Annotated in this window: 22 protein-coding genes; 4 read left to right on the forward strand and 18 right to left on the reverse strand. The window is 70.4% G+C overall.

Going from position 1 to position 22,155, the window contains the following annotated elements:
• Positions 1-161 precede the first annotated feature (161 nt).
• From ACKI2N_RS11020 to tam, 17 genes are all read right to left on the reverse strand, one after another.
• Complete coding sequence (locus tag ACKI2N_RS11020) at positions 162-1,112, reverse strand: CysB family HTH-type transcriptional regulator (protein ID WP_420997160.1); 951 nt, start codon at positions 1,110-1,112, stop codon at positions 162-164.
• Positions 1,109-2,233, reverse strand: coding sequence for a sulfate/molybdate ABC transporter ATP-binding protein (locus tag ACKI2N_RS11025; protein ID WP_420997161.1), 1,125 nt, complete (start codon positions 2,231-2,233; stop codon positions 1,109-1,111). The genes ACKI2N_RS11020 and ACKI2N_RS11025 overlap by 4 nt, the downstream gene beginning before the upstream one ends.
• Positions 2,230-3,168 (reverse strand): sulfate ABC transporter permease subunit CysW, encoded by a 939-nt coding sequence (gene cysW / locus ACKI2N_RS11030; protein WP_420997162.1) that lies wholly within the window; start codon positions 3,166-3,168, stop codon positions 2,230-2,232. Before cysW ends, ACKI2N_RS11025 begins: the two co-directional genes overlap by 4 nt.
• Position 3,169: 1 nt before the next feature.
• A complete protein-coding gene (cysT, locus tag ACKI2N_RS11035; protein WP_420997163.1) occupies positions 3,170-4,114 on the reverse strand; it encodes a sulfate ABC transporter permease subunit CysT in 945 nt (314 codons plus the stop codon).
• A gap of 229 nt (positions 4,115-4,343) precedes the next feature.
• On the reverse strand, positions 4,344-5,021 hold the full coding sequence (locus ACKI2N_RS11040) for an RBBP9/YdeN family alpha/beta hydrolase (protein WP_420997164.1): 678 nt from the start codon (positions 5,019-5,021) through the stop codon (positions 4,344-4,346).
• Positions 5,018-5,935: an EAL domain-containing protein gene (locus tag ACKI2N_RS11045; RefSeq protein WP_420997165.1), complete on the reverse strand. Its 918-nt coding sequence runs from the start codon at positions 5,933-5,935 to the stop codon at positions 5,018-5,020. The genes ACKI2N_RS11040 and ACKI2N_RS11045 overlap by 4 nt, the downstream gene beginning before the upstream one ends.
• A gap of 42 nt (positions 5,936-5,977) precedes the next feature.
• Positions 5,978-6,193, reverse strand: a complete 216-nt coding sequence (locus tag ACKI2N_RS11050; protein ID WP_006161487.1) for a TOBE domain-containing protein — start codon at positions 6,191-6,193, stop codon at positions 5,978-5,980.
• Positions 6,194-6,379: 186 nt separating this feature from the next.
• Positions 6,380-7,243 carry an ATP-binding cassette domain-containing protein gene (locus ACKI2N_RS11055; protein ID WP_420997166.1) on the reverse strand — a complete coding sequence of 288 codons (864 nt, stop codon included), beginning with the start codon at positions 7,241-7,243 and terminating at the stop codon, positions 6,380-6,382.
• Positions 7,244-7,266: 23 nt separating this feature from the next.
• On the reverse strand, positions 7,267-8,076 hold the full coding sequence (ssuC, locus tag ACKI2N_RS11060; RefSeq protein WP_420997167.1) for an aliphatic sulfonate ABC transporter permease SsuC: 810 nt from the start codon (positions 8,074-8,076) through the stop codon (positions 7,267-7,269).
• A 10-nt stretch (positions 8,077-8,086) separates the two neighbouring features.
• On the reverse strand, positions 8,087-9,250 hold the full coding sequence (gene ssuD, locus ACKI2N_RS11065) for an FMNH2-dependent alkanesulfonate monooxygenase (RefSeq protein WP_420997168.1): 1,164 nt from the start codon (positions 9,248-9,250) through the stop codon (positions 8,087-8,089).
• Between the two features lie 96 nt (positions 9,251-9,346).
• A complete protein-coding gene (locus ACKI2N_RS11070; RefSeq protein WP_420997170.1) occupies positions 9,347-10,378 on the reverse strand; it encodes a sulfonate ABC transporter substrate-binding protein in 1,032 nt (343 codons plus the stop codon).
• Between the two features lie 146 nt (positions 10,379-10,524).
• Positions 10,525-11,166 (reverse strand): NADPH-dependent FMN reductase, encoded by a 642-nt coding sequence (ssuE, locus tag ACKI2N_RS11075; protein WP_420997171.1) that lies wholly within the window; start codon positions 11,164-11,166, stop codon positions 10,525-10,527.
• A 62-nt stretch (positions 11,167-11,228) separates the two neighbouring features.
• Positions 11,229-12,236 (reverse strand): sulfate ABC transporter substrate-binding protein, encoded by a 1,008-nt coding sequence (locus ACKI2N_RS11080; protein WP_420997172.1) that lies wholly within the window; start codon positions 12,234-12,236, stop codon positions 11,229-11,231.
• Between the two features lie 190 nt (positions 12,237-12,426).
• Positions 12,427-13,311, reverse strand: a complete 885-nt coding sequence (locus tag ACKI2N_RS11085) for a TIGR03571 family LLM class oxidoreductase (RefSeq protein WP_426990843.1) — start codon at positions 13,309-13,311, stop codon at positions 12,427-12,429.
• Positions 13,312-13,751: 440 nt separating this feature from the next.
• A complete protein-coding gene (locus ACKI2N_RS11090; RefSeq protein WP_420997174.1) occupies positions 13,752-14,654 on the reverse strand; it encodes a lysophospholipid acyltransferase family protein in 903 nt (300 codons plus the stop codon).
• A gap of 94 nt (positions 14,655-14,748) precedes the next feature.
• Entirely contained in the window at positions 14,749-15,129 is a 381-nt protein-coding gene (locus ACKI2N_RS11095) for a DUF427 domain-containing protein (protein WP_420997175.1), read from the reverse strand.
• A gap of 112 nt (positions 15,130-15,241) precedes the next feature.
• The gene (tam, locus tag ACKI2N_RS11100; protein WP_420997176.1) at positions 15,242-16,012 is read right to left on the reverse strand and encodes a trans-aconitate 2-methyltransferase; all 771 of its coding nucleotides are present in this window, start codon (positions 16,010-16,012) and stop codon (positions 15,242-15,244) included.
• Positions 16,013-16,206: 194 nt separating this feature from the next.
• Between tam and ACKI2N_RS11105 the strand changes: the two genes are divergently transcribed.
• Complete coding sequence (locus ACKI2N_RS11105; protein WP_420997177.1) at positions 16,207-17,940, forward strand: methyl-accepting chemotaxis protein; 1,734 nt, start codon at positions 16,207-16,209, stop codon at positions 17,938-17,940.
• A gap of 13 nt (positions 17,941-17,953) precedes the next feature.
• Here the strand turns inward: ACKI2N_RS11105 and ACKI2N_RS11110 are convergent, their stop codons facing one another.
• The gene (locus ACKI2N_RS11110; RefSeq protein WP_420997178.1) at positions 17,954-18,889 is read right to left on the reverse strand and encodes a LysR family transcriptional regulator; all 936 of its coding nucleotides are present in this window, start codon (positions 18,887-18,889) and stop codon (positions 17,954-17,956) included.
• 93 nt (positions 18,890-18,982) lie between these two features.
• Here ACKI2N_RS11110 and ACKI2N_RS11115 point away from each other — a divergent pair, with 93 nt between their 5' ends.
• From ACKI2N_RS11115 to ACKI2N_RS11125, 3 genes are read left to right on the forward strand one after another with little or no spacing between them, the layout of a single operon-like run.
• Positions 18,983-19,819, forward strand: coding sequence for an enoyl-CoA hydratase-related protein (locus ACKI2N_RS11115; protein WP_420997179.1), 837 nt, complete (start codon positions 18,983-18,985; stop codon positions 19,817-19,819).
• 47 nt (positions 19,820-19,866) lie between these two features.
• On the forward strand, positions 19,867-20,865 hold the full coding sequence (locus ACKI2N_RS11120; protein ID WP_420997180.1) for a tripartite tricarboxylate transporter substrate binding protein: 999 nt from the start codon (positions 19,867-19,869) through the stop codon (positions 20,863-20,865).
• Between the two features lie 24 nt (positions 20,866-20,889).
• Entirely contained in the window at positions 20,890-22,086 is a 1,197-nt protein-coding gene (locus tag ACKI2N_RS11125; RefSeq protein ID WP_420997181.1) for a CaiB/BaiF CoA transferase family protein, read from the forward strand.
• Positions 22,087-22,155 lie beyond the last annotated feature (69 nt).

A 22,155-nucleotide genomic window follows, 5' to 3' on the forward strand; every position in this document is an offset into this window, starting at 1 on the left:
CGGCCTCGCACGGGACGGAAGCGGCGTGCGACGAATGGAGAGTAACGGGCGCGAATCGCGAGGATGCGGCGCGACCGGCACCGCCGGATGCGCCGCGGCCGCCAGTGACGGCGGCCGCGGCAGTGCCGGGAAGGCAAGCGCGCCGGGGGCGGCGCGCGGGATCAGGCCTCGACGGCCGCCTGGCCGCCGGCCGGCTCGGACAGCGCGCTGCTGACCGTGTCGCGCGACAGGTGCGGCGCGAACATATTGATGAAGGCGTGCGCGTAGCCGCGCAGGTAGGCGCCGCGGCGCACCGCCACGCTGGTGGTGTTGGCCTCGAACAGGTGGTCGGCCGAAATGCGGACCAGGCCGGCGTCCTTGCGCTCGTCGTAGGCCATCGAGGCGATGATGCCCACGCCCAGGTCCAGCTCGGCATAGGTCTTGATCACGTCGGCGTCCATCGCGGTCAGCACGATCTCCGGCTGCAGCCCGGCGGCGGCGAAGGCGCCGTCGATCCGGCGGCGGCCGGTGAAGCCAGCGTCATAGGTGATGATCGGGAAGCCGGCGATGTCTTCCAGCGTGGGCTCCGGCAGGTGGGTCAGCGGGTGCTCGGGCGACACCACCAGCACGTGCTGCCAGGTGTAGGCTTCGAACGAAGTCAGCCCCGCTTCGCTGGCCACGGCCTCGGTGGCGATGCCGATGTCGGCCTGCCCGGTCAGCAGCAGTTCCACGATATGCGCCGGCGACGCCTCCTGCAGCGCCAGCGTCACATGCGGGTAGGCGCGGCGAAAGCTCTGCACCACCTTGGGCAGCGCGTAGCGCGCCTGGGTGTGGGTGGTCGCCACGGTCAGGCGGCCGGTGTGGCGCCCGGCGAATTCGTCGCCGGCCTGGCGCAGGTTCTCGGCCTCGAGCAGCAGCCGTTCCACGATCCTCACGATCTCGCGGCCCGGCTCGGTCAGCCCGGTCAGGCGCTTGCCGTAGCGCTCGAAGATTTCCACGCCGAGCTCTTCTTCCAGCTCGCGGATCTGGCGCGACACGCCGGGCTGCGAGGTATAGAGGGCGTTGGCCACCTCGGTCAGGTTGAACTGGCGGCGCACCGCCTCGCGGATCGAACGCAGTTGCTGGAAGTTCATTGTGCGGCTCCTGCGGGCGCGGGCTTGGCCGGCGCGCGGGTTGACGATTCGGGTTGGACGAACACGCGCAGCTGGCGCGGCCGCACGGCGAGCAGTTCGCCTTCGCGGAAACCCTGATGGCGGAAGCGCTCCAGCGGCAAAGCCACCTCGATCACTTCCTGGTTGTCCTCGCGCTCCAGTTCGAGCTGGGCCACCGGGCCGAGCGTGAGCGCGCGGCGCAAGGTCACGGCGATGCCCTCGGCGCCCGGCGCGTAGCGCTCCAGGTCCAGGTCATGGGGGCGCACGTAGGCCACCGCGTCGCCGGCCGTTTCATGGCCGCTGCCGATCACCGGCAGCACCGCCTCGCCGGTATGCAGCAGGCCGCCGCGCTCGCCCACTTCCAGGCGGCCGTGGAACAGGTTGACGTTGCCGAGGAAGCCGAACACGAACGGCGTGGCGGGATGGTTGTAGACCGCCTCCGGGGTGCCGGCCTGCTCGACGTGGCCGCGGTTCATCAGCACCACCTGGTCGGCCACTTCCAGCGCCTCCTCCTGGTCGTGCGTGACGAACACGCTGGTCACGTGCAGTTCGTCGTGCAGGCGGCGCAGCCAGCGGCGCAGTTCCTTGCGCACCTTGGCGTCGAGCGCGCCGAACGGCTCGTCGAGCAGCAGCACGCGCGGCTCCACCGCCAGCGCGCGGGCCAGCGCGATGCGCTGGCGCTGCCCGCCCGACAGTTGCGGCGGATAGCGGTCGGCCAGCCAGTCGAGCTGCACCAGCTCCAGCAGCGAGCGCACCTTCTCGCGGATCTGCGCCTCGCCGGGGCGCTCGCCGCGCGGCTTGACGCGCAGGCCGAAGGCCACGTTCTCGAACACGGTCATGTGCTTGAACAGCGCGTAGTGCTGGAACACGAAGCCCACCTGGCGCTGGCGCACGTGCTGGTTGGAGGCATCGCGCCCTTCCAGCAGGACCTGGCCCGCGTCGGCGCGCTCCAGCCCCGCGATGATGCGCAGCAGCGTGGTCTTGCCGCAGCCCGAAGGCCCCAGCAGCGCCGTCAGCTGGCCTTCGTCGAAATCGAGCGAGACGTCGTCGAGCGCGACGAAATTGCCGAAGTGCTTCTGCACGTTCCTGACCTGGATGCTCATGATGCCTGTCCTTGCAAATTGCCCGCGCCCGGGTTTTCCGGCGCAATATTCTCGTCCTCGGCGTGCTCGCGGCGCGCCCGGTATTCCACCAGCGTCTTGATGCCGAGCGTGACCAGGGCCAGCAGCGTCAGCAGCGAGGCCACCGCGAAGGCCGCCGCGAAGTTGTACTCGTTGTAGAGGATCTCCACGTGCAGCGGCATGGTGTTGGTCAGCCCGCGGATATGGCCCGACACCACCGACACCGCGCCGAACTCGCCCATCGCCCGCGCGTTGCACAGGATCACGCCGTACAGCAGGCCCCAGCGGATATTGGGCAGCGTGATGCGGCGGAAGGTCTGCCAGCCGGACGCGCCCAGCACGATGGCGGCCTCTTCCTCCTCGCTGCCCTGCGCCTGCATCAGCGGGATCAGCTCGCGCGCCACGAACGGGAAGGTCACGAAGATGGTGGCCAGCACGATGCCCGGCACGGCGAACATGATCTTGATGTCGTGCGCCTCCAGCCACGGCCCCAGCCAGCCCTGCGCGCCGAACAGCAGCACGTAGACCAGCCCCGAGATCACCGGCGACACCGAGAACGGCAGGTCGATCAGCGTGGTCAGCACGTTCTTGCCGCGGAACTCGAACTTGGCGATGGCCCACGCCGCCGACACGCCGAACACCACGTTGAGCGGCACCGCGATGGCGGCCACCAGCAGCGTGAGCTGGATCGCGGCCACGGCGTCGGGTTCGACCAGCGAATCGAAATAGGTCTGCACGCCCTTGCGCAGCGCCTCGTAGAACACCGAAGCCAGCGGGATGAACAGGAACAGCGCGAGAAACAGGACCGCGACCGTGATCAGCGTGTAGCGCACCCACGGCGCTTCCGCGGTGGCATCCGCGAAGCGCGCGGCGGGCTGTGAGCGGCCGCCCAGGCCTTTGGTGACGATGCCGGCCATTTCAGCTCTCCTTGTCCTGCGCCGCGACGGCGTGCCCGGCCGTGTGATGGCGCCGCGTCCATGCCTGCAGCACGTTGATGAGCAGCAGCAGCGCGAAGGAGATCACCAGCATCACGACGGCCACCGCGGTGGCGCCGGCATAGTCGTATTGCTCCAGCTTCGAATAGATCATCAGGGGCGCGATCTCGGAGACCATCGGCATGTTGCCCGAGATGAACACCACCGAGCCGTACTCGCCGGTGGCGCGCGCGAACGACAGCGCGAAGCCGGTCAGCAGCGCCGGCAGGATGGTCGGCAGGATCACGCGCAGGAAGGTCTGCAGGCGCGTGGCGCCCAGGCTCGCGGCGGCTTCTTCGAGTTCCTGCTCCGCATCTTCCAGCACCGGCTGCACCGTGCGCACCACGAACGGCAGCCCGATGAAGGTCAGCGCCACCACCACGCCCAGCGGGGTGAAGGCCACCTTGATGCCGAGCGGCTCCAGGTAGCGGCCGATCCAGCCGTTGCCGGCGTACAGCGCGGTCAGCGCGATACCGGCCACGGCGGTGGGCAGGGCGAACGGCAGGTCCACCAGCGCGTCGATCAGGCGCTTGCCCGGGAAACGGTAGCGCACCAGCACCCACGCCACCACCAGCCCGAACACGGTATTGACGATGGCGGCGATCAGCGAGGCGCCAAAGCTCAACTGCAAGGAGGCCACCACGCGCGGTGCGGTCACCGCGCCCCAGAACGCTTCCCACGTCATGGTGAAGGTCTTGAGGAAGGTGGCCGACAGCGGGATCAGGACGATCAGCGTCAGGTAGAACACCGTGAAGCCCAGCGACAGGCCGAAGCCGGGCAGCACCGTGAAGCGCTGCTGGCGCGCCTTGCCGGGCGCGCGTTCGCGCGCCTGCGGGGCATCTGGCCTGGCCGGGGGCGGGTTGTCCGCCAGGGAAATCGAGGGAGGCATATCGTCTCGTGAGCGCGGTCTGTGTCCGCCCGTGCCCTGTCCGCCGCTCGCGCATCGACTGCGAAAGCCTGGCAGGCTTGCAGCGCTGCCAGGCTCTTGGCGGGTGGAACAGGGAAAACCGTGGACGGCTTCTTTATGACGCCGGCGCATAACACACCGGCCTACGAGACAAATTCTGCAGATGCGCCCTTATAAACAGAACGAATTTTTACGCATCTTCTTAGACGTTTTAGATATAAGGGAAGGTCGAGGATACTTCCACCTCGGCATCCCACGGCCCGGCGCGGTCCCCAGCCTGGCCCGCGCTGCCCTCCGCCTCGATGCGCTGGATCAAGGTATCGAGCAAAGCCAGGCCGGCCGGCCACTGGTCGAGGCCCGAATCCGCGTTGATGTGACCCAGCATGCCCGCGTCCTGCAGTTCGCTGCCCCACAGCGTGCCCCAGCTGAAGGCGGTGCGCTGCTGCATCCAGGGGTCGTTGCGGCTGGCCACGAGGATGGTGGGAAACGGCAGCCGGTGCGCCGGCAGCAAGCCGGCCACGCCGAACTTGTCCGGATCGGCCGGCGCCACCAGCAGCGCGCCGGCAATGCCTTCGGCGTCGAGCGCGGCCTGGCGCAGCGTGGCCAGGCAGCCGAAGCTGTGCGCCACCAGGATGGCGCCGCGCGGCGCCACTCGCTGCGCCCGCATGATGCTCTCCGAGACGCGCTCGGCCCATAGCGGCAGGCTCGGGCGCGACCAGTCGTGCTGCTCCACACGCTGCCAGTCCGGGAAGCGCTGCTCCCAGCGGCTCTGCCAGTGGCCCGGGCCGCTGCCGTGCAGGCCCGGCACGGTGAGGATCTGCAAGCCTTTCGGCACTTTCAGCCGCACCTCGGCAGCCGGCGCGGCCGCCACTCCCTTGGTTTGCGTCATATCGGCTCCTTGCTGTACTCCAGTGGCGTACGGCCCGGTCCGGAACGCGCGGTCCCCCCTGCCTCGCCGGCCTCGCCCGCGTCGGGTGCCTCCGGGCCCGGTTGCACCTCGTGCAGCCGGCGCGCGCTCACCGCCTCGCCGGTAAACACCCCCTGCCCCAGCACGATCCCGGCGGCCTGCAGCCGCTCGGCGTGCTCGGCGTTCTGCAGCCGGCGCCCGATCAGGGTCACGCCGGCGCTGTCGGCGCTGGCCTGCAGCCCGGCGAGCTGGCGGTCGGTCCAGTTGCGGCGCATGTCGAGCTTGAGCCAGTCGGGCAGCGCGTGCGCCATCAGCGCGCCGGCTTCCGCCGGGTCGGATGCCTGCAGGCTCACGGCGAAGCCGTTGCGCCGGTAGTTGCCCACCACGTGGAGCAGCAGCGGCAGGTCGTCGTTGGCGCTGGCCGGCACCTGGATCACGAAACGGCCGAGCGGCAGGCCGAGCGACTGCAGCGCGCGCCGGAACGCCGCGCCGTGGTCGTCCGCGACCGCGGCCAGCAGCCGGTTGTGCACGTTGAGCACCAGCTTGCGGTCGCCGTCCGCGGCGAAATAGTTGATCGCGTGCACCAGCCGCGAGAGCCGGTCCAGCGAGACCAGCGAGGCATCGTCGGCCGCCATCGCGAACAGCTTCCACGCCGCCAGCCCCAGGCCGTCGCCGGCATAGGTGCGCAGCGTGCCTTCGTGCGCCACCACGTCGCGGCTCGACAAGGTGATGAGCGGCTCGAAGGCGCTGGTCAGCGAACAGTTGTAGAACTGGCCCTGCACCTGGCCATGCTCGTCCCGCCACAGTTGGCGGTCGCTGCCGGGTTGCCGCGGCAGTCCGTCCAGGTAATGCGCGAGAGCTGCCCGTCCCACGCCTGCTTCATCCGCGCTTGCCATGGCGAATTCCTTTGCGTTGCGCTTGCCGCCCGAGGCGGGGCCTCAAAGCTTGGCCAGCGAAACCTCGGTTGCCTTGACCAGGGCAACCACTTCGCTGCCGATGGTGAGGCCGAGATCCTTGACCGAGCGGGTGGTGATGACCGAGGTGACGATGCCGGCCGGCGTCTCGACGTCGACTTCCGAGACCACCGGGCCTTCGATGATGGCGGCGACCTTGCCGCGGAACTGGTTGCGTACGTTGATGGCTTGAATGCTCATGATAGAAGCTCCGTTGTGCGAGTGAAAATGAAGAATGCGTAAAAAATGACGGTGAGTGGCGCCGGCGGCGGTTTGGCGCCCTCCCCTCAAGTCCGGCGCGGGCGTTTGATACGCGCCCTGCCATACCGTGCCGCCTGCTGTGCTCCGTGTGCCGCCGGTATGGTCCCTGTCGTTCCCCGCCGCGCGCTAGATCGCCCAGCGCACCGAATCCACGGTGCGCGCCACCGACCAGTCGGCCGGACCCTCGCCGCGCGGCTCGTCGACGGACGCCTCGCCCGGGCGCTGCATCACCCGGCGCAGCACCGCGTCCTCGAGCTGGGCGAAGGCCGCCGAGCCGCGCTGGCGCGGACGCGGCAGCGCCACGCGCTGGTCCAGCGTGATGCGCCCGTCCTCGATCAGCACCACGCGGTCGGCCAACGCCACCGCTTCCGACACATCGTGCGTCACCAGCAGCGCGGTAAAGCCCAGGCGCTGCCACAGCCCTTCGATCAAACCCTGCATCTCGATGCGCGTGAGCGCGTCGAGCGCGCCCAGCGGCTCGTCGAGCAGCAGCAGGCGCGGATGGTGGACCAGCGCGCGCGCCAGCGCCACGCGCTGGCGCTGCCCGCCCGACAGCCGCGCCGGCCATTCTTCGGCGCGCTCGGCCAGGCCGACCTGCGCCAGCACGCGGGCCGCGTCGGCGCGGCGCGCGCGCGGCAGGCCCAGCGCCACGTTGTCCAGCACCTTCTTCCATGGCAGCAGGCGCGCGTCCTGGAACATCACGCGCACCGCCTCTTGCTGCGCGCGGCCCGGCGCGCCGTCGAGCGTCACGGCGCCGCCGTCGGTGTCTTCGAGGCCGGCCACCAGCCGCAGCAAGGTGCTCTTGCCGCAGCCGCTGCGGCCGACGATGGCGAGGAACTCGCCGGGCGCGGCCTGCAGGTCGATGCCGTGCAGCACCTCGCGGCCGCCGTAGCCCTTGACCACCTGCTGCACGCGCAGCGCCAGGCCCCGGGCCGCCTCGCTGGCGGGAACCTCGGCCAGCGCTGCCTGTTCGATCGGATTGCTTTGCATGTCGTGTTCTCCTTGGCGCGCGCTCAATGCGCCTGGTAGCCGGGATGCCAGCGCAGCCAGAAGCGCTCCAGCGCGCGCGACAGCAGGTCCGCGAACTTGCCCAGCAGCGCGTAGAGCAGGATGCCCACCAGCACCACGTCGGTCTGCAGGAACTCGCGCGCGTTCATGGTCATGTAGCCGATGCCCGATTGCGCCGAGATGGTTTCCGCCACGATCAGGATCACCCACATCAGGCCGAGCGAGAAACGCACGCCCACCAGGATGCTCGGCAAGGCGCCCGGCAGGATCACTTCGCGGTACAGCCGCCAGCCCGACAGGCCGTAGCTGCGGGCCATCTCGATCAGGCCCGGGTCCACCGCGCGGATGCCGTGGTAGGTGTTCAGATAGATCGGGAAGAACACGCCCAGCGAGACCAGGAACAGCTTGGCGGTCTCGTCGATGCCGAACCACAGGATCACCAGCGGGATCAGCGCCAGCGTGGGGATGTTGCGGATCATCTGCAAGGTGCTGTCGAGCAGCGTCGCGGCCGGGCGGAAGGTGCCGGTAAGCAGGCCCAGCGCCAGCCCGAAGCCGCCGCCGATGGCAAAGCCGACCACCGCGCGCCAGCTGCTGACCCACACGTGGCGCCACAGCTCGCCGGTCACGGCCAGGCCCCACGCGGCCTTGAGCACGTCGAGCGGCGCGGGCAGGATGCGGCTGGACAGCCAGCCCGCCTGCGCGGCGATCTGCCAGCCCAGCACCAGCAGCACCGGCACCGCCCACGGCGCGGTGGCGGCGGCGGCCTGTTGCAGCCACGCGATGCGGCGCGGCGGGAGTGTCGAGGGGGCGCTCATGGCCGGCTCCTCAGCTCTGCGACGCGCGCGGCACGATGCCGGTCGCCATCACTTCGCCGAACGGGCCGGACAGCACCTTGCCCGGCAGCTTGTCGCGCACCGACAGCGGCAGCAGCGGGAATACCAGCTCGGCGAAGCGGTAGGCTTCTTCCAGGTGCGGATAGCCGGACAGCACGAAGGTGTCGATGCCCAGCTCGGCGTACTCCTGCATGCGCGCCGCCACGGTCTGCGGATCGCCCACCAGCGCGGTGCCGGCACCGCCGCGCACCAGGCCGACGCCGGCCCACAGGTTGGGGCTGATCTCCAGTTCCGCGCGCGAGCGCTTGCCGCCGCCCGCATGCAGCGCGGCCATGCGGCGCTGGCCTTCGGAATCCATCTTGGCGAACACCGCCTGCGCGCGCGCCACGCTCTCGTCGTCGAGGCGGCTGATCAGGTCGTCGGCGGCGGCCCAGGCGGCGGCCTCGGTTTCGCGCACGATCACATGCAGGCGGATGCCGAACTTCACGGTGCGCCCGTGGCGCGCCGCGCGCTCGCGCACGTCGGCCAGTTTCTTGGCCACGTCCTGCGGCGGCTCGCCCCAGGTCAGGTAGGTCTCCACCTGCTCGGCGGCCAGTTCGTGCGCGGCGGCCGAAGACCCGCCGAAATACACCGGCGGATGCGGCCGCTGCAACGGCGGGTACAGGACCTTGGCGCCCTTGACCTTGAGATGCTTGCCTTCGAAGTCCACCTCGGCGCTCTCGTGGCTGGCGGCCAGCACTTCGCGCCAGATGCGGATGAACTCGGCCGAGGCTTCGTAGCGCTCGGCGTGGTCGAGGAACAGGCCGTCGCCCTCGAGTTCCGACACGTCGCCGCCGGTCACCAGGTTGACCAGCAGCCGCCCGCCGGACAGGCGGTCGAACGTGGCCGCCATGCGCGCGGCCAGCGTGGGCGCCATCAGGCCGGGGCGCACCGCCACCAGGAAGCGCAGGCGGCGCGTGACCGCGGCCAGCATGGACGCCGCCACCCAGGGGTCCTCGCAAGAGCGGCCGGTGGGAATCAGCACGCCTTCGTAGCCGAGGGTGTCGGCGGCGGTGGCGATCTGCTTCAGGTAGTCGAAATTGACCTCGCGCGCCCCTTCCGAGGTGCCAAGGTAGCGGCTGTCGCCGTGTGTCGGGATAAACCAGAAAACCTGCATGTCTTCACCTATTGAGCTTGTCGGGGGCTTTGGAATCCGGGCCGTTCTGGGCGACAGCCTCGTGGAATCGTGCGCGGGCGGCAGCCAGCGCCCTGCTCAGCGCTGCGCCTGCCAGGCAGCATCGGCCACCTTGACCGGCTTGGGAATCAGCTTGAGCGTGTAGAACACGTCGGCGATGCGCTGCTGCTCGCCCAGCACGGCCGGCGTCACCGCCTTGGCGCCGTAGGAAAAGCGCGATACCGCCAGTTCCACCACGGCAGGGTCCAGGCCGAGCTGCGGGACCAGCACGGTCACCGCCTCCTTCGGGTTCTTCTCGGCCCAGCTGCCCAGCGTGGCCAGCTCGTCCAGGATCAGCTTGACCACGTCGGGCCGGGCTTGCGCGTACGGGCGCGACGCCAGGTAGAACTGGTGGTTGCTGACCACATTCTTGCCATCGGCGCCGCGGCCGTCGGCCAGCACGCGCGCGTCGAGCTGCTTCTCGGCGGCGGCCAGGAACGGGTCCCAGATCGCCCAGGCGTCCACCGCGCCGCGCTCGAACGCCGCGCGCGCATCGGCCGGGGCCAGGTAGACCGGCTGGATCTCGCTGTATTGCACGCCGGCCTTTTCCAGCAGGCGCACCAGCAGGTAATGCACGTTCGAGCCCTTGTTCAGCGCCACGCGCTTGCCGCGCAGGTCGGCCACGGACTTGAGCGGCGAGCCCTTCGGCACCACGATGGCCTCGGCCGCCGGCGCGGGCGGCTCGTTGCCGATATAGGCCAGTTGCGCGCCGGCGGCCTGCGCGAAGATCGGCGGGGCTTCGCCCACGGTGCCGAAATCGATGGCGCCCACGTTCAGGCCCTCGAGCAGTTGCGGACCGGCCGGAAACTCCGTCCACCTGACCGCGATGCCCAGCGGCGCAAGGCGCTTTTCCAGCGTGCCGCGCGCCTTGAGCAGGGTCAGCGTGCCGTACTTCTGGTAGCCGATGCGCAGCACCTTGTTGCTGGTGTCCTGCGCCTGCGCGCGGCCGGGCAGCACCGCGTAGGCCAGGCCGGTGGCGGCCACCAGCGCGGCCAGCAGCAGGCGGCGCCGGAGGCTGCCCCCGGCGGGCGCCTTGTGGTGACCGGCAAGCGTGGAAGTGGGTGAAGTCATGTCGAATGTTCCTGTGCGAAACGAAATGGAGCGATGCGTCGTGTGGCGAAGCGGCGGGCGCATGCCCGCCTGCCGGCCCGCAAACGGGCGGCATCGCAATCACGGCGCGGGCAGGCACGCGGGCGGCAGGCGCCGCCCGCTTCAACTCAGGCGGAACATCGCTCGGCCACCGCCGGGCGCGGCGTCGCGCGGGAGAATGCGGCGGAGGTATCGGCGGCGGCGGCCGTGCCGGACAGCGGGTCCAGCGGCACCGCGAGGCGCGCATGGGCCAGCGCTTCGCGCAGGCGCAGCACGCCTTCGGCCAGGCGCGCGTCCAGCGCGGGATCGAGGCTCAGGCCGTGCGTTTCGGAGAATGCGATCTGCTGGTCCACGGCAAAGATGCCGGGCAGGATATGGCGCGCGCCGAGCGCGGACAGCACGGGGCGCAAGGCGTAGTCGATGGCCAGCGTGTGGGCCAGGCTGCCACCCGTGGCGATCGGCAGCACCACCTTGTCGCGCAGGCCGGCCTGCGGCAGCAGGTCCAGGAAGGTCTTGAGCAGGCCGCTATAGGCCGCCTTGTAGACCGGCGTGGCGAGGATCACCACCTGGGCCTCGGCCACCGCGCGCGTGGCGGCGGCAATTTCGGGGTCGTCCACCCTGGCCGCCAGCAGCGCGGCGGGCGGCAACTCCCGCAGCGCCAGGTGGCTGGTACGCTCGCCGGCGGCCTCGAGCACGCCGCGCAGATGCGTCAGCAGGTGCCCGGAGCGCGATGGCGCGGAGGGGCTGCCGGACAGGGTCAGGATGGACATCGGACTTTCCTTGTTGGCTGGTTGGCATGGCGGGCACGGCTCGCGCCATGCCCGCATGCTGCTTACTTCTTGCCAGGCTGGTAGACCTGGTCGAACGAGCCGCCGTCGGCGAAGTGCGCCTTCTGCGCCTTCTGCCAGCCGCCGAATTCCTCGTCGATGGTGAACAGCTTGACCTTCGGGAAGTTGGCCGCGTACTTGGCGGCGATCTTCTCGGAGATCGGGCGGTAGTAGTTCTTGGCCGCGATTTCCTGGCCCTCGTCGGTGTACAGGAACTGCAGGTAGGCTTCGGCCACCTTGCGCGTGCCCTTCTTGTCCACCACCTTGTCGACCACCGCCACCGGCGGCTCGGCCAGGATCGAGATGGACGGCGCGACGATGTCGAACTTGTCCGGGCCCAGTTCCTTGATGGCCAGGATCGCCTCGTTCTCCCAGGCGATCAGCACGTCGCCGAGGCCGCGCTCAACGAAGGTCGTGGTGGCGCCGCGCGCGCCGGAGTCGAGCACCGGCACGTTCTTCAGCAGCGCGCTGACGAATTCCTTGGCCTTCTGGTCATTGCCGCCCGGCTGGCGCAGCGCGTAGCCCCACGCCGCCAGGTAGTTCCAGCGCGCACCGCCCGAGGTCTTCGGGTTGGGGGTGATCACCTGCACGCCGGGCTTGATCAGGTCGTTCCAGTCCTTGATGCCCTTGGGATTGCCCTTGCGCACCAGGAACACGATGGTGGAGGTGTAGGGCGAGGCGTTGTGCGGCAGGCGCTTTTGCCAGTCCGCCTTGAGCAGGCCCTTCTCGGCGATGGCGTCGATGTCGTAGCCCAGCGCCAGCGTGACCACGTCGGCATCCAGCCCGTCGATCACCGAGCGTGCCTGCTTGCCCGAGCCGCCGTGCGACTGGCGGATGGTCAGGGTGTCGCCGCCCTTGGCCTTCCAGGCCTTGGCGAAGGCGGCATTGACGTCCACGTACAGTTCGCGCGTGGGATCGTACGAAACGTTGAGCAGCGTGGTATTGGCCCAGGCGACCTGGGTGGAACCGATTACGGCCAGTGCCGCGAATCCGATGGCCAGCTTGCGAATCATGTGTCTTGCTCCCGTCATCTGTCGTGAAATGGCGCCTTTGCGCCTCGTTTCATAGCCTTCCTTGCGTGGGAAGACCTGTGTCAGGGAAGAAGACTACCGACCGGCCTATCTGAAAGGAACGAATGGTTTCGCCGATCCTTGCACGTTTTCCGCATAAGATTTCGCGGAAATATGAACATGCGCGGCGCCGTCAGCCGCCGTGGAACGCCGGCAGGACTTCCGCCGCGATCTCCTCCATCACCTCGCGCGGCGCGCGCTGCGACGAGCCCAGGTTGAGCGTGACGTGGTGCGTGCCGCTGGCGCGCATGTCGCCCAGCACGGCGGCCAGCCCGCGCCGCCCGGTGCGGTAGCCCAGCGAAATGGCGGTGGGCGGCTCGCCGGCATCGGCGGCCAGGTCAAGCTGCATGGCGACGCCGAACGCGCGGAACTGGCCGGGCACGGCCCGCTCGACCGCGGCGCGCCACATGCGGTAGCGCTCGCGCTGCACCGCCGGCTCGCGGTGATAGGTCATCCAGCCGATGGCATGGCGCGCGATCCAGTCGACGCTCTGCCCGCCCGAGCCGACCGCCAGCAAGGGGACCGGCCGCGCCAGTTCGGGCAGCAGGAAGAACGCCTCGGCGCCGTCGGCCTCGCCTTCCGGAGCGAGGTCCGGCACCACGCGGGAAGGCATGCCCACCGCCGCCGCGACGGTCTGCCAGTGGCGCAGGTAAAGATCGCGCCGCGCCGCCGTGTCCTGCCCGAACGCGGCATATTCGGCGGGCCGGTCCCCCGAGCCGAGCCCGAGGATGAAGCGGCCCCGCGCCAGCGCGGCCATCGACACCGCGGCCTTGGCGACGTGCAGAGGATGGCGCAGCGTCAGGACGATGGCGCCGCTGACCAGCGCGATGCGCGCGGTCCGGCTGGCCAGCGCGCCCAGGAACACCCACGGATCGAGATGCCCGACCGGGTCGGGATAGGCGGCGCTGTTGAGCGGCACGTCGCGCACCCACAGCGCGCGAAAGCCCAGCGCGTCGGCGTGCGCGGCGAGGCTCAGTTGCTCCTGGAAATCCGCGACGATGCGGCCCGCGCCCAGCATGGGCAGGGTCAGGCCGACCGAGAGCCGGTCCGGCGCGAAGAGCTCGTCCGCCACCGTGGCGCCCTCGCCTGCCGCCTCTTGTGCCGCCTCTTGTGCCGCCTCTTGTGCCGTCTCTTGTGCCGTCTCTTGTGCCGTCTCTTCCCGCTGTGCCATGCCTGTGCTCCCCGCCCGGCCGGATGCCGCCCTGCATCTTACGCCGGGCGCCGCCAAAGAAAAAAGCCCGCCCCACTTGCGTGGCGCGGGCTAAGTTTCCGTACTTGGAAACGGGTAGACAAGTCATGAAGAGCGCCCCCGCATCTCCATGACAGAAACCATCTTAGCGGGCCGGCGCGCGGCGGCCCTTGACCCACGTCAAACGCGCGGCGGGAGCAGAAATTTCCGCGCGCGCGGCGATTGCCGCACCTCTCGCATCGCCGATCGCAGCCGTTGCATCGACCGCCCTACAGCGCCTCCGGCACGCCCGGCTGCGCCTCGGCCGGCGCGGGCGGCGCGCCGGGCGGCACCTTGTAGCGGTTGTAGCTCCACAGGTATTGCTGCGGGAAGCGCCGGATCAAGGTCTCCATGGCCGCATTCAGCAGGGCCGCCTGCGCCGGCGCGTCGGCCGGCAGCGGCTCGGGCAGGCGCATGTAGTGCATGCGCCAGCCGCGCCCGTGCGGCAGCCGCTCGCCCGCGGCCAGGATGATCGGCACGCCGGTCTGCACGGCCAGCTTGCCCGGCAGCGTCATGGTGTAGGCCGGGCGGCCGAAGAACGGCACCCATACCCCGTCGCCGAAGCTGGGCGCCTGGTCCGGCAGCAGGCCGACCGCATTGCCCTGGCGCAGCGCCCGCACGAAGGCGCGCACCCCCTGCGAGGTGGCGGGCACCACCTGCAGGCCCGACATGCCGCGCGCGGCGTCCAGCAGCGGCGCCATGATGTCCTTGCGCGGCGGGCGGAACATGACGGTCAGCGGCAGGCGCTGCGCGGTATAGCGGGCGGTGATCTCGAAGCAGCCCAGGTGCGGGGTGAGGAACAGGATGCCGCGGCCGTCGTCGATGGCGTCCTGCACCACCTGCCAGTCATCGGTGGCCACCTGGCCCACGCTCTGCTGGGTGCGGAACCACACGCGCGGCAGCTCCATGATCATGGCCCCGGCTTCGCCGGCGGCGCGGCGGGCGAACGCGGGGTCCGCGTAGCCGGCAATGGCGGCGTTGGCGCGCAGGCGCTCCCGGTACCTGCCCGGGACGGCATAGGCCAGCTTGCCCAGCACGCGGCCGGTGGCTTGCAGCACCGGCAGCGGCAGCCTGGCAAGCAGCCGGAACAAGACGGGCAGCGCACCTGCCCCGTGCCGAAAATGGTCATCCATGTTGTATCAGTTCGTCGGTGCGTGGGCTGTCGCCACGCGCATCATGCCTTCAAGCACTTGCTGCGGGTCATTCTGGGGCGGGCCGGCGCGGCGCTCAGGCCGCCGCGACTTCGATGCTGTCGACCTTGGCCGGGTCGAATGCGAGATAGCCGGCGATCTGCGCCACGGCGGCATACGGATGCTCGTAAGTCCACACCGCGTTGAGCGCGCGCTCGCCGCCCGCGGGAATACTGTAGTAGCTGCAATCGCCCTTGTACGGGCAATAAGTGGCATGGTCCGTGCGCTGCAGGCGCGCCATGTCCACGTCCGCGCGCGGCACGTACTGCACCGCCGGGTAGGACGCCTCTTGCAGCGTCAGCGCCGCGCGGCTATCGGCCACCACCACGCCGCCGATCCTCACGACGACGCGCCGGGGATTGGCCGCGATCGTGATCGGGTGGTCGGGGCCGGGAATCTTGACTGTTTTTGTGTTCATCGGGGCGGTTTCCGGATGCGGGGCTGGCGCTATGTCCGCAATGTTACTTCGATGCGGGAAATAGCGCAGCCCGGCGAGGGTCTAGTCCTTTTTCGCCCGCGCCGCCGCTGCCTCAGCGCGTCGCCACGATGAAGAAGCGCGGGAACGGCAGCAGGACGGAGCCGTCGGGCAAGGCCGGGTAGGCACGCGCGACCTCCGCCGTGTAGCGCTCCAGGTAAGCGGCGCGCCGGGCTTCGTCGAGCGGATCGAGGAAAGGACGCAGCCCGGTGCCCTTGAACCACTCCACGATGGCCGCGGGGCCGCCCGCCAGCGCATGGTAGTAGGTGGTCTGCCAGACGTCGACCGTGCCGCAGTGCGCGCGCAGCAGTTCGTAGTACCAGGCCGGGCGTGCCAGCGTGGTGCGCGCCTGCGCCGCGGCGGCCAGCTGGGCGGCCCACGGGCCGTCGGCGGCGACGTCGCGCATCAGGCGGTGCGCGGGGGTGTCGAGCGTATCCGGCACCTGGATGGCCAGGCTGCCGCCGGGCGCCAGCTTGGCGGCCAGCGCGGGCAGCAGGCTGCCGTGGTCGGGCAGCCATTGCAGCACGGCGTTGGCGAGGATGAGGTCGTAGGGGCCGGGCGCCTGCCAGGTTTCGATGCTGGCCACCTCGAACTGCAGCGCGGGCAGGCGCTTGCGGGCGGCCTCGATCATGTCGGCCGAGCTGTCGAGGCCGGTCACGCTGGCGCCGGGGAAGCTGGCCGCCAGCACCTCGGTCGAATTGCCCGGGCCGCAGCCGATGTCCACGGCCACGCGCGGCGCGCGCCCCGGCACGGCGGCCAGCAGGTCGCGCACCGGGCGGGTGCGCTCGTTCTCGAATTTCACGTACTGCTTGGCTGACCACGTCATTTGCGTTCCTTTGCTGTTCATGCCTGACAAACCGTGAGCATAGGCCCGAACGGTGGCGCCTGGCGAGGCGGCGAGAGCACCTGCCGGCAGCGCAGGCGGTCCTGAGCGGGGAATTATCCGCGCGGCCTTCAGCCTGCATCGCCCCCTGCCGTAAATACGTATTGAGATTTTCCTCAATTCATGGATCACAACAAATGTTATCGAAGCTCACCATCAAGGCCCGGCTCGCCATCGCGATGTTCGTGCTTTCCCTCCTGCTGGTCGTGGTCGGGGCCCTCGGCCTGCTGGGCATGACGCGCAGCAACGCGGCCAACCACGAGACCTACGCCAACCAGTTGCCCAGCACCATCGCCATCGCCGAGGCCGACAGCTGGCTGGGCCGCGTGAGGACTTCGCTGTTCAGCGCCGGCCTGGATCCGGCCTCGCCCCATGCGGCGGAACTGCTGTCGCGCATCGAGCAGTTCAGCAGCAACTCCGAAGCCGCCTGGCAGCGCTACCTGGCCCTGCCGCGCGATGCCGAGGAAGACCGCCTGGCGCAGGAGGTGAGCGAGAAGCGCAAGGCGCTGTACGGCGCGCTCCAGACCTTCGCCGCCGCGGTCAAGACGGGGGACCACCAGAAGATCATCGAGACCGGCGTGGCGCACACGCCGTTCTACGCCGCGCTGCAGTCCAGCGCCGACGCGCTCAGCAAGCTGCAGACGGAGCGCGCCAAGGCCAGCTACGAGGCGGCCGAGGCCTCCTTCTCGCGTTTCCGCGCCATCACGGTGGGCGCGCTGCTCGGCGGCCTGGCGCTGGCCATCTATAGCTGGCTGGCGCTGCGCCGCGCCATCGCGCAGCCGCTCGAGGCCGCGCTGGCGCACTTCGAGCACATCACCGCCGGCGACCTGAGCCGCACCGTCCACATCCGCTCGCAGGACGAAATGGGCCAGTTGCTGTCGGGCATCGCCCGCATGCAGGACGGGCTGGCGCAGACCGTGCTGGCCGTGCGCACCGGCAGCGAGACCATCGCCTCGGCCACCCGGCAGATCGCCGCCGGCAACGTCGACCTGTCGTCGCGCACCGAGCAGCAGGCGGCCTCGCTGGAGCAGACCGCCGCCAGCATGGAAGAACTCACCGGCACCGTGAAGCAGAACGCGGACAACGCGCGCCAGGCCGCCACGCTGGCGGCCACCGCCTCGGAAACGGCCAACCACGGCGGCGAGGTGATCCGCGACGTGGTGTCGACCATGAGCGAGATCAACGAGAGCTCGGCGCGCATCGCCGACATCATCAGCATCATCGAAGGCATTGCTTTCCAGACCAACATCCTGGCGCTCAACGCCGCGGTGGAAGCCGCCCGCGCCGGCGAGCAGGGCCGCGGCTTCGCGGTGGTGGCCGGCGAAGTGCGCACGCTGGCCCAGCGCTCGTCGAGCGCGGCGAAGGAGATCAAGGACCTGATCGACAAGTCGTCGGCGCGCGTCACCGCCGGCACCACGCTGGTCGGCCAGGCCGGCGCCACCATGGACGAGATCATCCGCGGCATCCAGCGCGTGTCCGACATCATGGGCGAGATCTCGGCGGCCTCGGTCGAGCAGACCGGCGGCATCGACCAGGTCGCGCGGGCCGTGAGCCAGATGGACGAAGTCACCCAGCAGAATGCGTCGCTGGTCGAGGAAGCGGCCGCGGCCGCGCAGTCGCTGGAAGAACAGGCCGCCCGGCTGAAGGACACGGTGGCCGTGTTCCGCCTCGGCGACCAGGCCGCGCCGGCGGCTCCCGGCCTCTCCGCGGCCCGTCCCGCTGCCCGGCCTGCCGCCCGCCCCGCCACGCGCCCTGCCGCCGCGCGGCCGCCGGTGACCGCGCGCGCGCCCCGCGGCGCGGCCGGCGCCCCCGCCCCTGTTGCCGCGGCCGCTGCCGCCGCGGCGGGCGGCGCGGAGTGGTCCACGTTCTGAAGCAGGCCCCCGCCTAGCGGCCGGCGCCGCCGCGCGCCGCCGGTTCGCGCGCCCGCAGCACCGGCAGCAGTTCCGCCAGGAAGCTGCGGGCGGCCACCGACGGGCGCGCCGACTTGCGCCGGATCAGGCAGACGCGGTGTATCTGCCGCGGCCGGCTGTCGATATCGACCGCGGCCATGCCCCAGCCGCGCGCGATCTCGGCGGCATAGCCGGGCAATACCACGATGCCGGCCCCGGCGCGCGCCAGCCCCAGCGCCGCGGTCAGCGTGCCGGCCTCGATCTGGCTCGGCAGCGTCACGCCTTCGTGCTCCACCACCATGTCCAGCGTGCGGCGCACGCTGTAGAGGCGCCGCAGGCTGATGTGCTGCCACTGCGCGAGGTCGGCCCACCTGACGGATTTCCCGGATTTCCCGGCGGCCAGGGCATGGCCCGGCGGCACCACGGCCAGCAGGCGGTCGCGGAACACCAGCTCCTCCTCCACGCCGGGCACTTCGCTGTCGAGCGCGCCGAAGCCGAAATCCACGCGGCCGGCGCGCACGCTCTCCACGGCTTCGTCGGTCGACAGCTCATGCAGCTCGAAGCGGATGCCAGGGTAGCGCTCCCGGTAGCGCGCGATGGGCTCGGCCAGCAGCCCGTAGATCATCAGCGGCGAAGCCGCGATGCTGATCTGCCCGCGCGCCAGGCTGGACAGCTCCACCACGCTGCGCGTGGCGGCCTGCATGCTGGCCATGATGTCCTCGGCGTAGCCGCGGAACTCGCGCGCGGCATCGTTGGGCTCCACCCGGCGGCTGGTGCGGTCGAACAGCGCGAAGCCGAGCTGCGCCTCCAGCTCGGCCACCATCTTGCTGACCGCGGACTGGGTCACGTGCATCTGCGCCGCCGTGGCGGTGAAGCTGCGCGACTCGAACAGCGTGAGAAAAACCTGAAGCTGGCGCAGCGTGATATTCATTCCTGTCTGGACTCGGACCATGCGAATAATTCCATTGTTCCATGGATCGGGCGCCCATAAGATCGGGGCAAACCCATTCATGGAGACGCCCGCATGGCCGCCACGCCCGCTTTTGCCCACCCCTCTGCCGATCCTTCCGCCACCCCTTCCGCCCCTTCCGCCCCTGCTACCACGCCCCGCTGCCTCATCGACGCCGGCGCCGGCGGCGTGGTCACCGTGACGCTCGACAACGGCCGCCTCAACCTGCTGACCGGCGAGGCGGCCGGCATCTACACCGAGGCCCTGCGCGAACTCGCGCACGATCCCGCCATCCGCCTGCTGGTGCTGCGCGGCGGCCCCGCGGCCTTCCTCGGCGGCGCGGACATCAAGTTCCTCAAGGACGCGGGCAAGCGCGACATCGACACCTATATCCGCGGCGTGTTCGCGCTGTGCGAGCAGATCCGCGACCTGCCCTTCCCCACCATGTCGGTGATGTCCGGCTATTGCCTCGGTGCCGGCATGGAAGTGGCCGCCATGTGCGACATCAAGATCGCCAGCCACGACGCCCGCTTCGGCATGCCCGAGGTCAAGCTCGGCGTGCCGTCGGTGATCCACGCGGCCATGCTGCCCGGCCTGATCGGCTGGGGCCGCACGCGCGACCTGCTGATCAGCGGGCGCATGATCGGCGCGCAGCATGCCTGCGACTGGGGGCTGGTGACGGACGTGGCGCCCGAAGGCGGGCTGGAGCAGCGCGTCGAGGCCTGGCGGCAGGAACTGCTGGGCGGCGCGCCGGTGGCGATGCGGATCCAGAAAGACCTGATCCGCCAGTGGGAACGGATGCCGCTGCAGGAGGCCATCTCGGTCGGCATCGCCGGGCTGGTGTCGGCCTACGACACCAGCGAGCCGAAGGAATACATGGAGCATTTCCTGCGCGCACGCAAGCGCGCCTGAGGCCGGGCATTCGGGAGACAAGAACACGGAAGGAGGAGACAACACCCATGACGACAAGAACAACGCAAGCCACGAAGACGGCGAAGCGGCGGCTCCTGAAGCTCGCCGCCGGCCTGGCCGTGGCGGCGCTCGCCGGCGCCGGCCAGGCCGCGCCCTGGCCCACGCAGCCGATCCGGCTGGTGGTGCCGTTCGCCGCCGGCGGGCTCACCGACGTGCTGGCGCGGCAACTGTCGCGCACCATGCAGGCCGAGCTGAAGCAGCCGGTGGTGGTGGACAACAAGCCGGGCGCCGGCGGCATCATCGGTGCCGACATCGTCGCCAAGTCCAGCCCGGACGGCTATACCCTGCTGGTCACCACCACCGCCCACGTGGTCAACCCGGCGGTGGCGAAGAGCCTGCCCTACGACACCGAGAAGGATTTCGCCCCGATCGCCAAGCTGGTCAGCACGCCTACCGTGCTGGCGGTGAATCCCGCCGTGCCGGCCACCAACCTCAGGGAACTGATCGCCTACGCGCAGCGCTCCGGCGGCGTGACCTATGGCTCGTCCGGCCCGGGCGGCATCACGCACCTGTCCGGCGAGCTGCTGGCGGCCAGGACCGGCGCGCCGTTCGTGCACGTGCCCTACAAAGGCACCGCGCTGGCCGTCAACGACCTGCTCGGCGGGCAGATCAATGCCTCGTTCATCGACGCGCTGACCGCCACCCGGTTCGTGGAAAGCGGCAAGCTGCGCGCCATCGGCGTCACCACCGCGACCCGCAACGCCGCCCTGCCCGGCGTGCCCACGCTGGCCGAGCAAGGCGTGCCCGGCTACGACACCGAGATCTGGATCGGCTTCTACGCGCCGGCCGGCACCCCGCCCGGGCGGCTCGCGCAGTTGAACCGGCTGGCGGTGGCATCGATGAACGAGCCCGGCTTCCGCGCCACGCTGCAGCAGCAAGGCACCACCGCGGCCACCATGGGGCTGGCCGATTTCCAGGCCTACGTGGCCAGCGAGATCGGCAAGTGGCGCGCGGTGGTGCAGACCGCCCATATCGAGCAGCAATAGGAACAGGCGGCGGGAGCGCACACGATGTCGATGTCACCACTGCAAGGCGTGCGGGTGCTGGACCTGACCAGCGTCATCATGGGGCCCTACGCGACCCAGATGCTGGCGGAATACGGCGCCGACGTGATCAAGGTCGAACCGCCCGAGGGCGACATCATGCGCCGCATGGGACCGTGCGGCGAGGCCGGCATGGGCCCGGTCTTCCTCAACCTGAACCGGGGCAAGCGCAGCCTGTGCCTGGACCTGAAGACGGCCGCCGGGCGCGACGCCATGTACCGCGCCGTGGCCGGCGCCGACGTGTTCGTGACCAACGTCCGGCACAAGGCGCTGGACAAGCTCGGGCTCGGCTGGGAGGCGGTGCGCCAGCGCAATCCGCGCCTGGTGTACCTGTTCCTGTCCGGCTTCGCGCAGGACGGCCCGCATGCCGGGCAGCCGGCCTACGACGACCTGATCCAGGCCATGGTGGGCCTGCCGCACCTGAGCGCGCAGGCCGGCGGCGGCGAGCCGCAGTACGTGCCGCTGAACCTCGCCGACAAGACCATGGGGCTGTTTGCCGCGCAGGCCGTGCTGGCTGCCTTGCTCGAGCGCGCGCGCACCGGCCAGGGGCAGCATGTCGAACTGCCGATGTACGAAACCATGGCGGGCTTCGTGCTGCTGGACCACCTGGCCGGCGCCACCTTCGCCCCGCCGCGCGGCGAGCCGGCCAACCCGCGCCTGGTGTCGCGCTACCGCAAGCCCTACCGCACGCGCGACGGCTGGCTCAGCACCATGATCTATACCGACGCCCACTGGCGGGCGTTCCTGGCCCTGGTGGGCCGCGCCGACCTGTGGGACGGCGACGCGCGCTTCCGCACGGTGGCGGCCCGCACCGAGTCGGTGGACTTCGTCTACGCGTTCATCGAGGAGCAGATCCGTCAGCGCGATACCGCCGCGTGGCTCGACGCGCTGGCGCGCGCGGACATCCCGGTCGCGCCGGTGGCCGACATGGCGGCGCTGCTCGAAGACCTGCGGCGCTCGCCGGCGGGCATTGTGCAGGAATACGAGGGCCACGGCGGCCAGCGCTATCTCGGCGTGTCGCCGCCGCTGCGCCGGGGCGGCCGGTTGCGCGCCGCGCCGGCGCTGGGCGAGCATACCGCCGAGATCCTGGCGGAACTCGCGGAACTCGCGGAACTCGCGGAACCGGCGGAACCGGCAACACAGCCCGGCGCGGCGGCGCGCTGACACCGCGCCCCGGCGAAAGCGCGGGCGCCGCAAACCCGGCATAATCGCGGGACACTCCAGCGCGGGCCG

This window comes from Cupriavidus sp. 30B13 (genome assembly GCF_049059565.2).
Taxonomy (GTDB): Bacteria; Pseudomonadota; Gammaproteobacteria; order Burkholderiales; family Burkholderiaceae; genus Cupriavidus.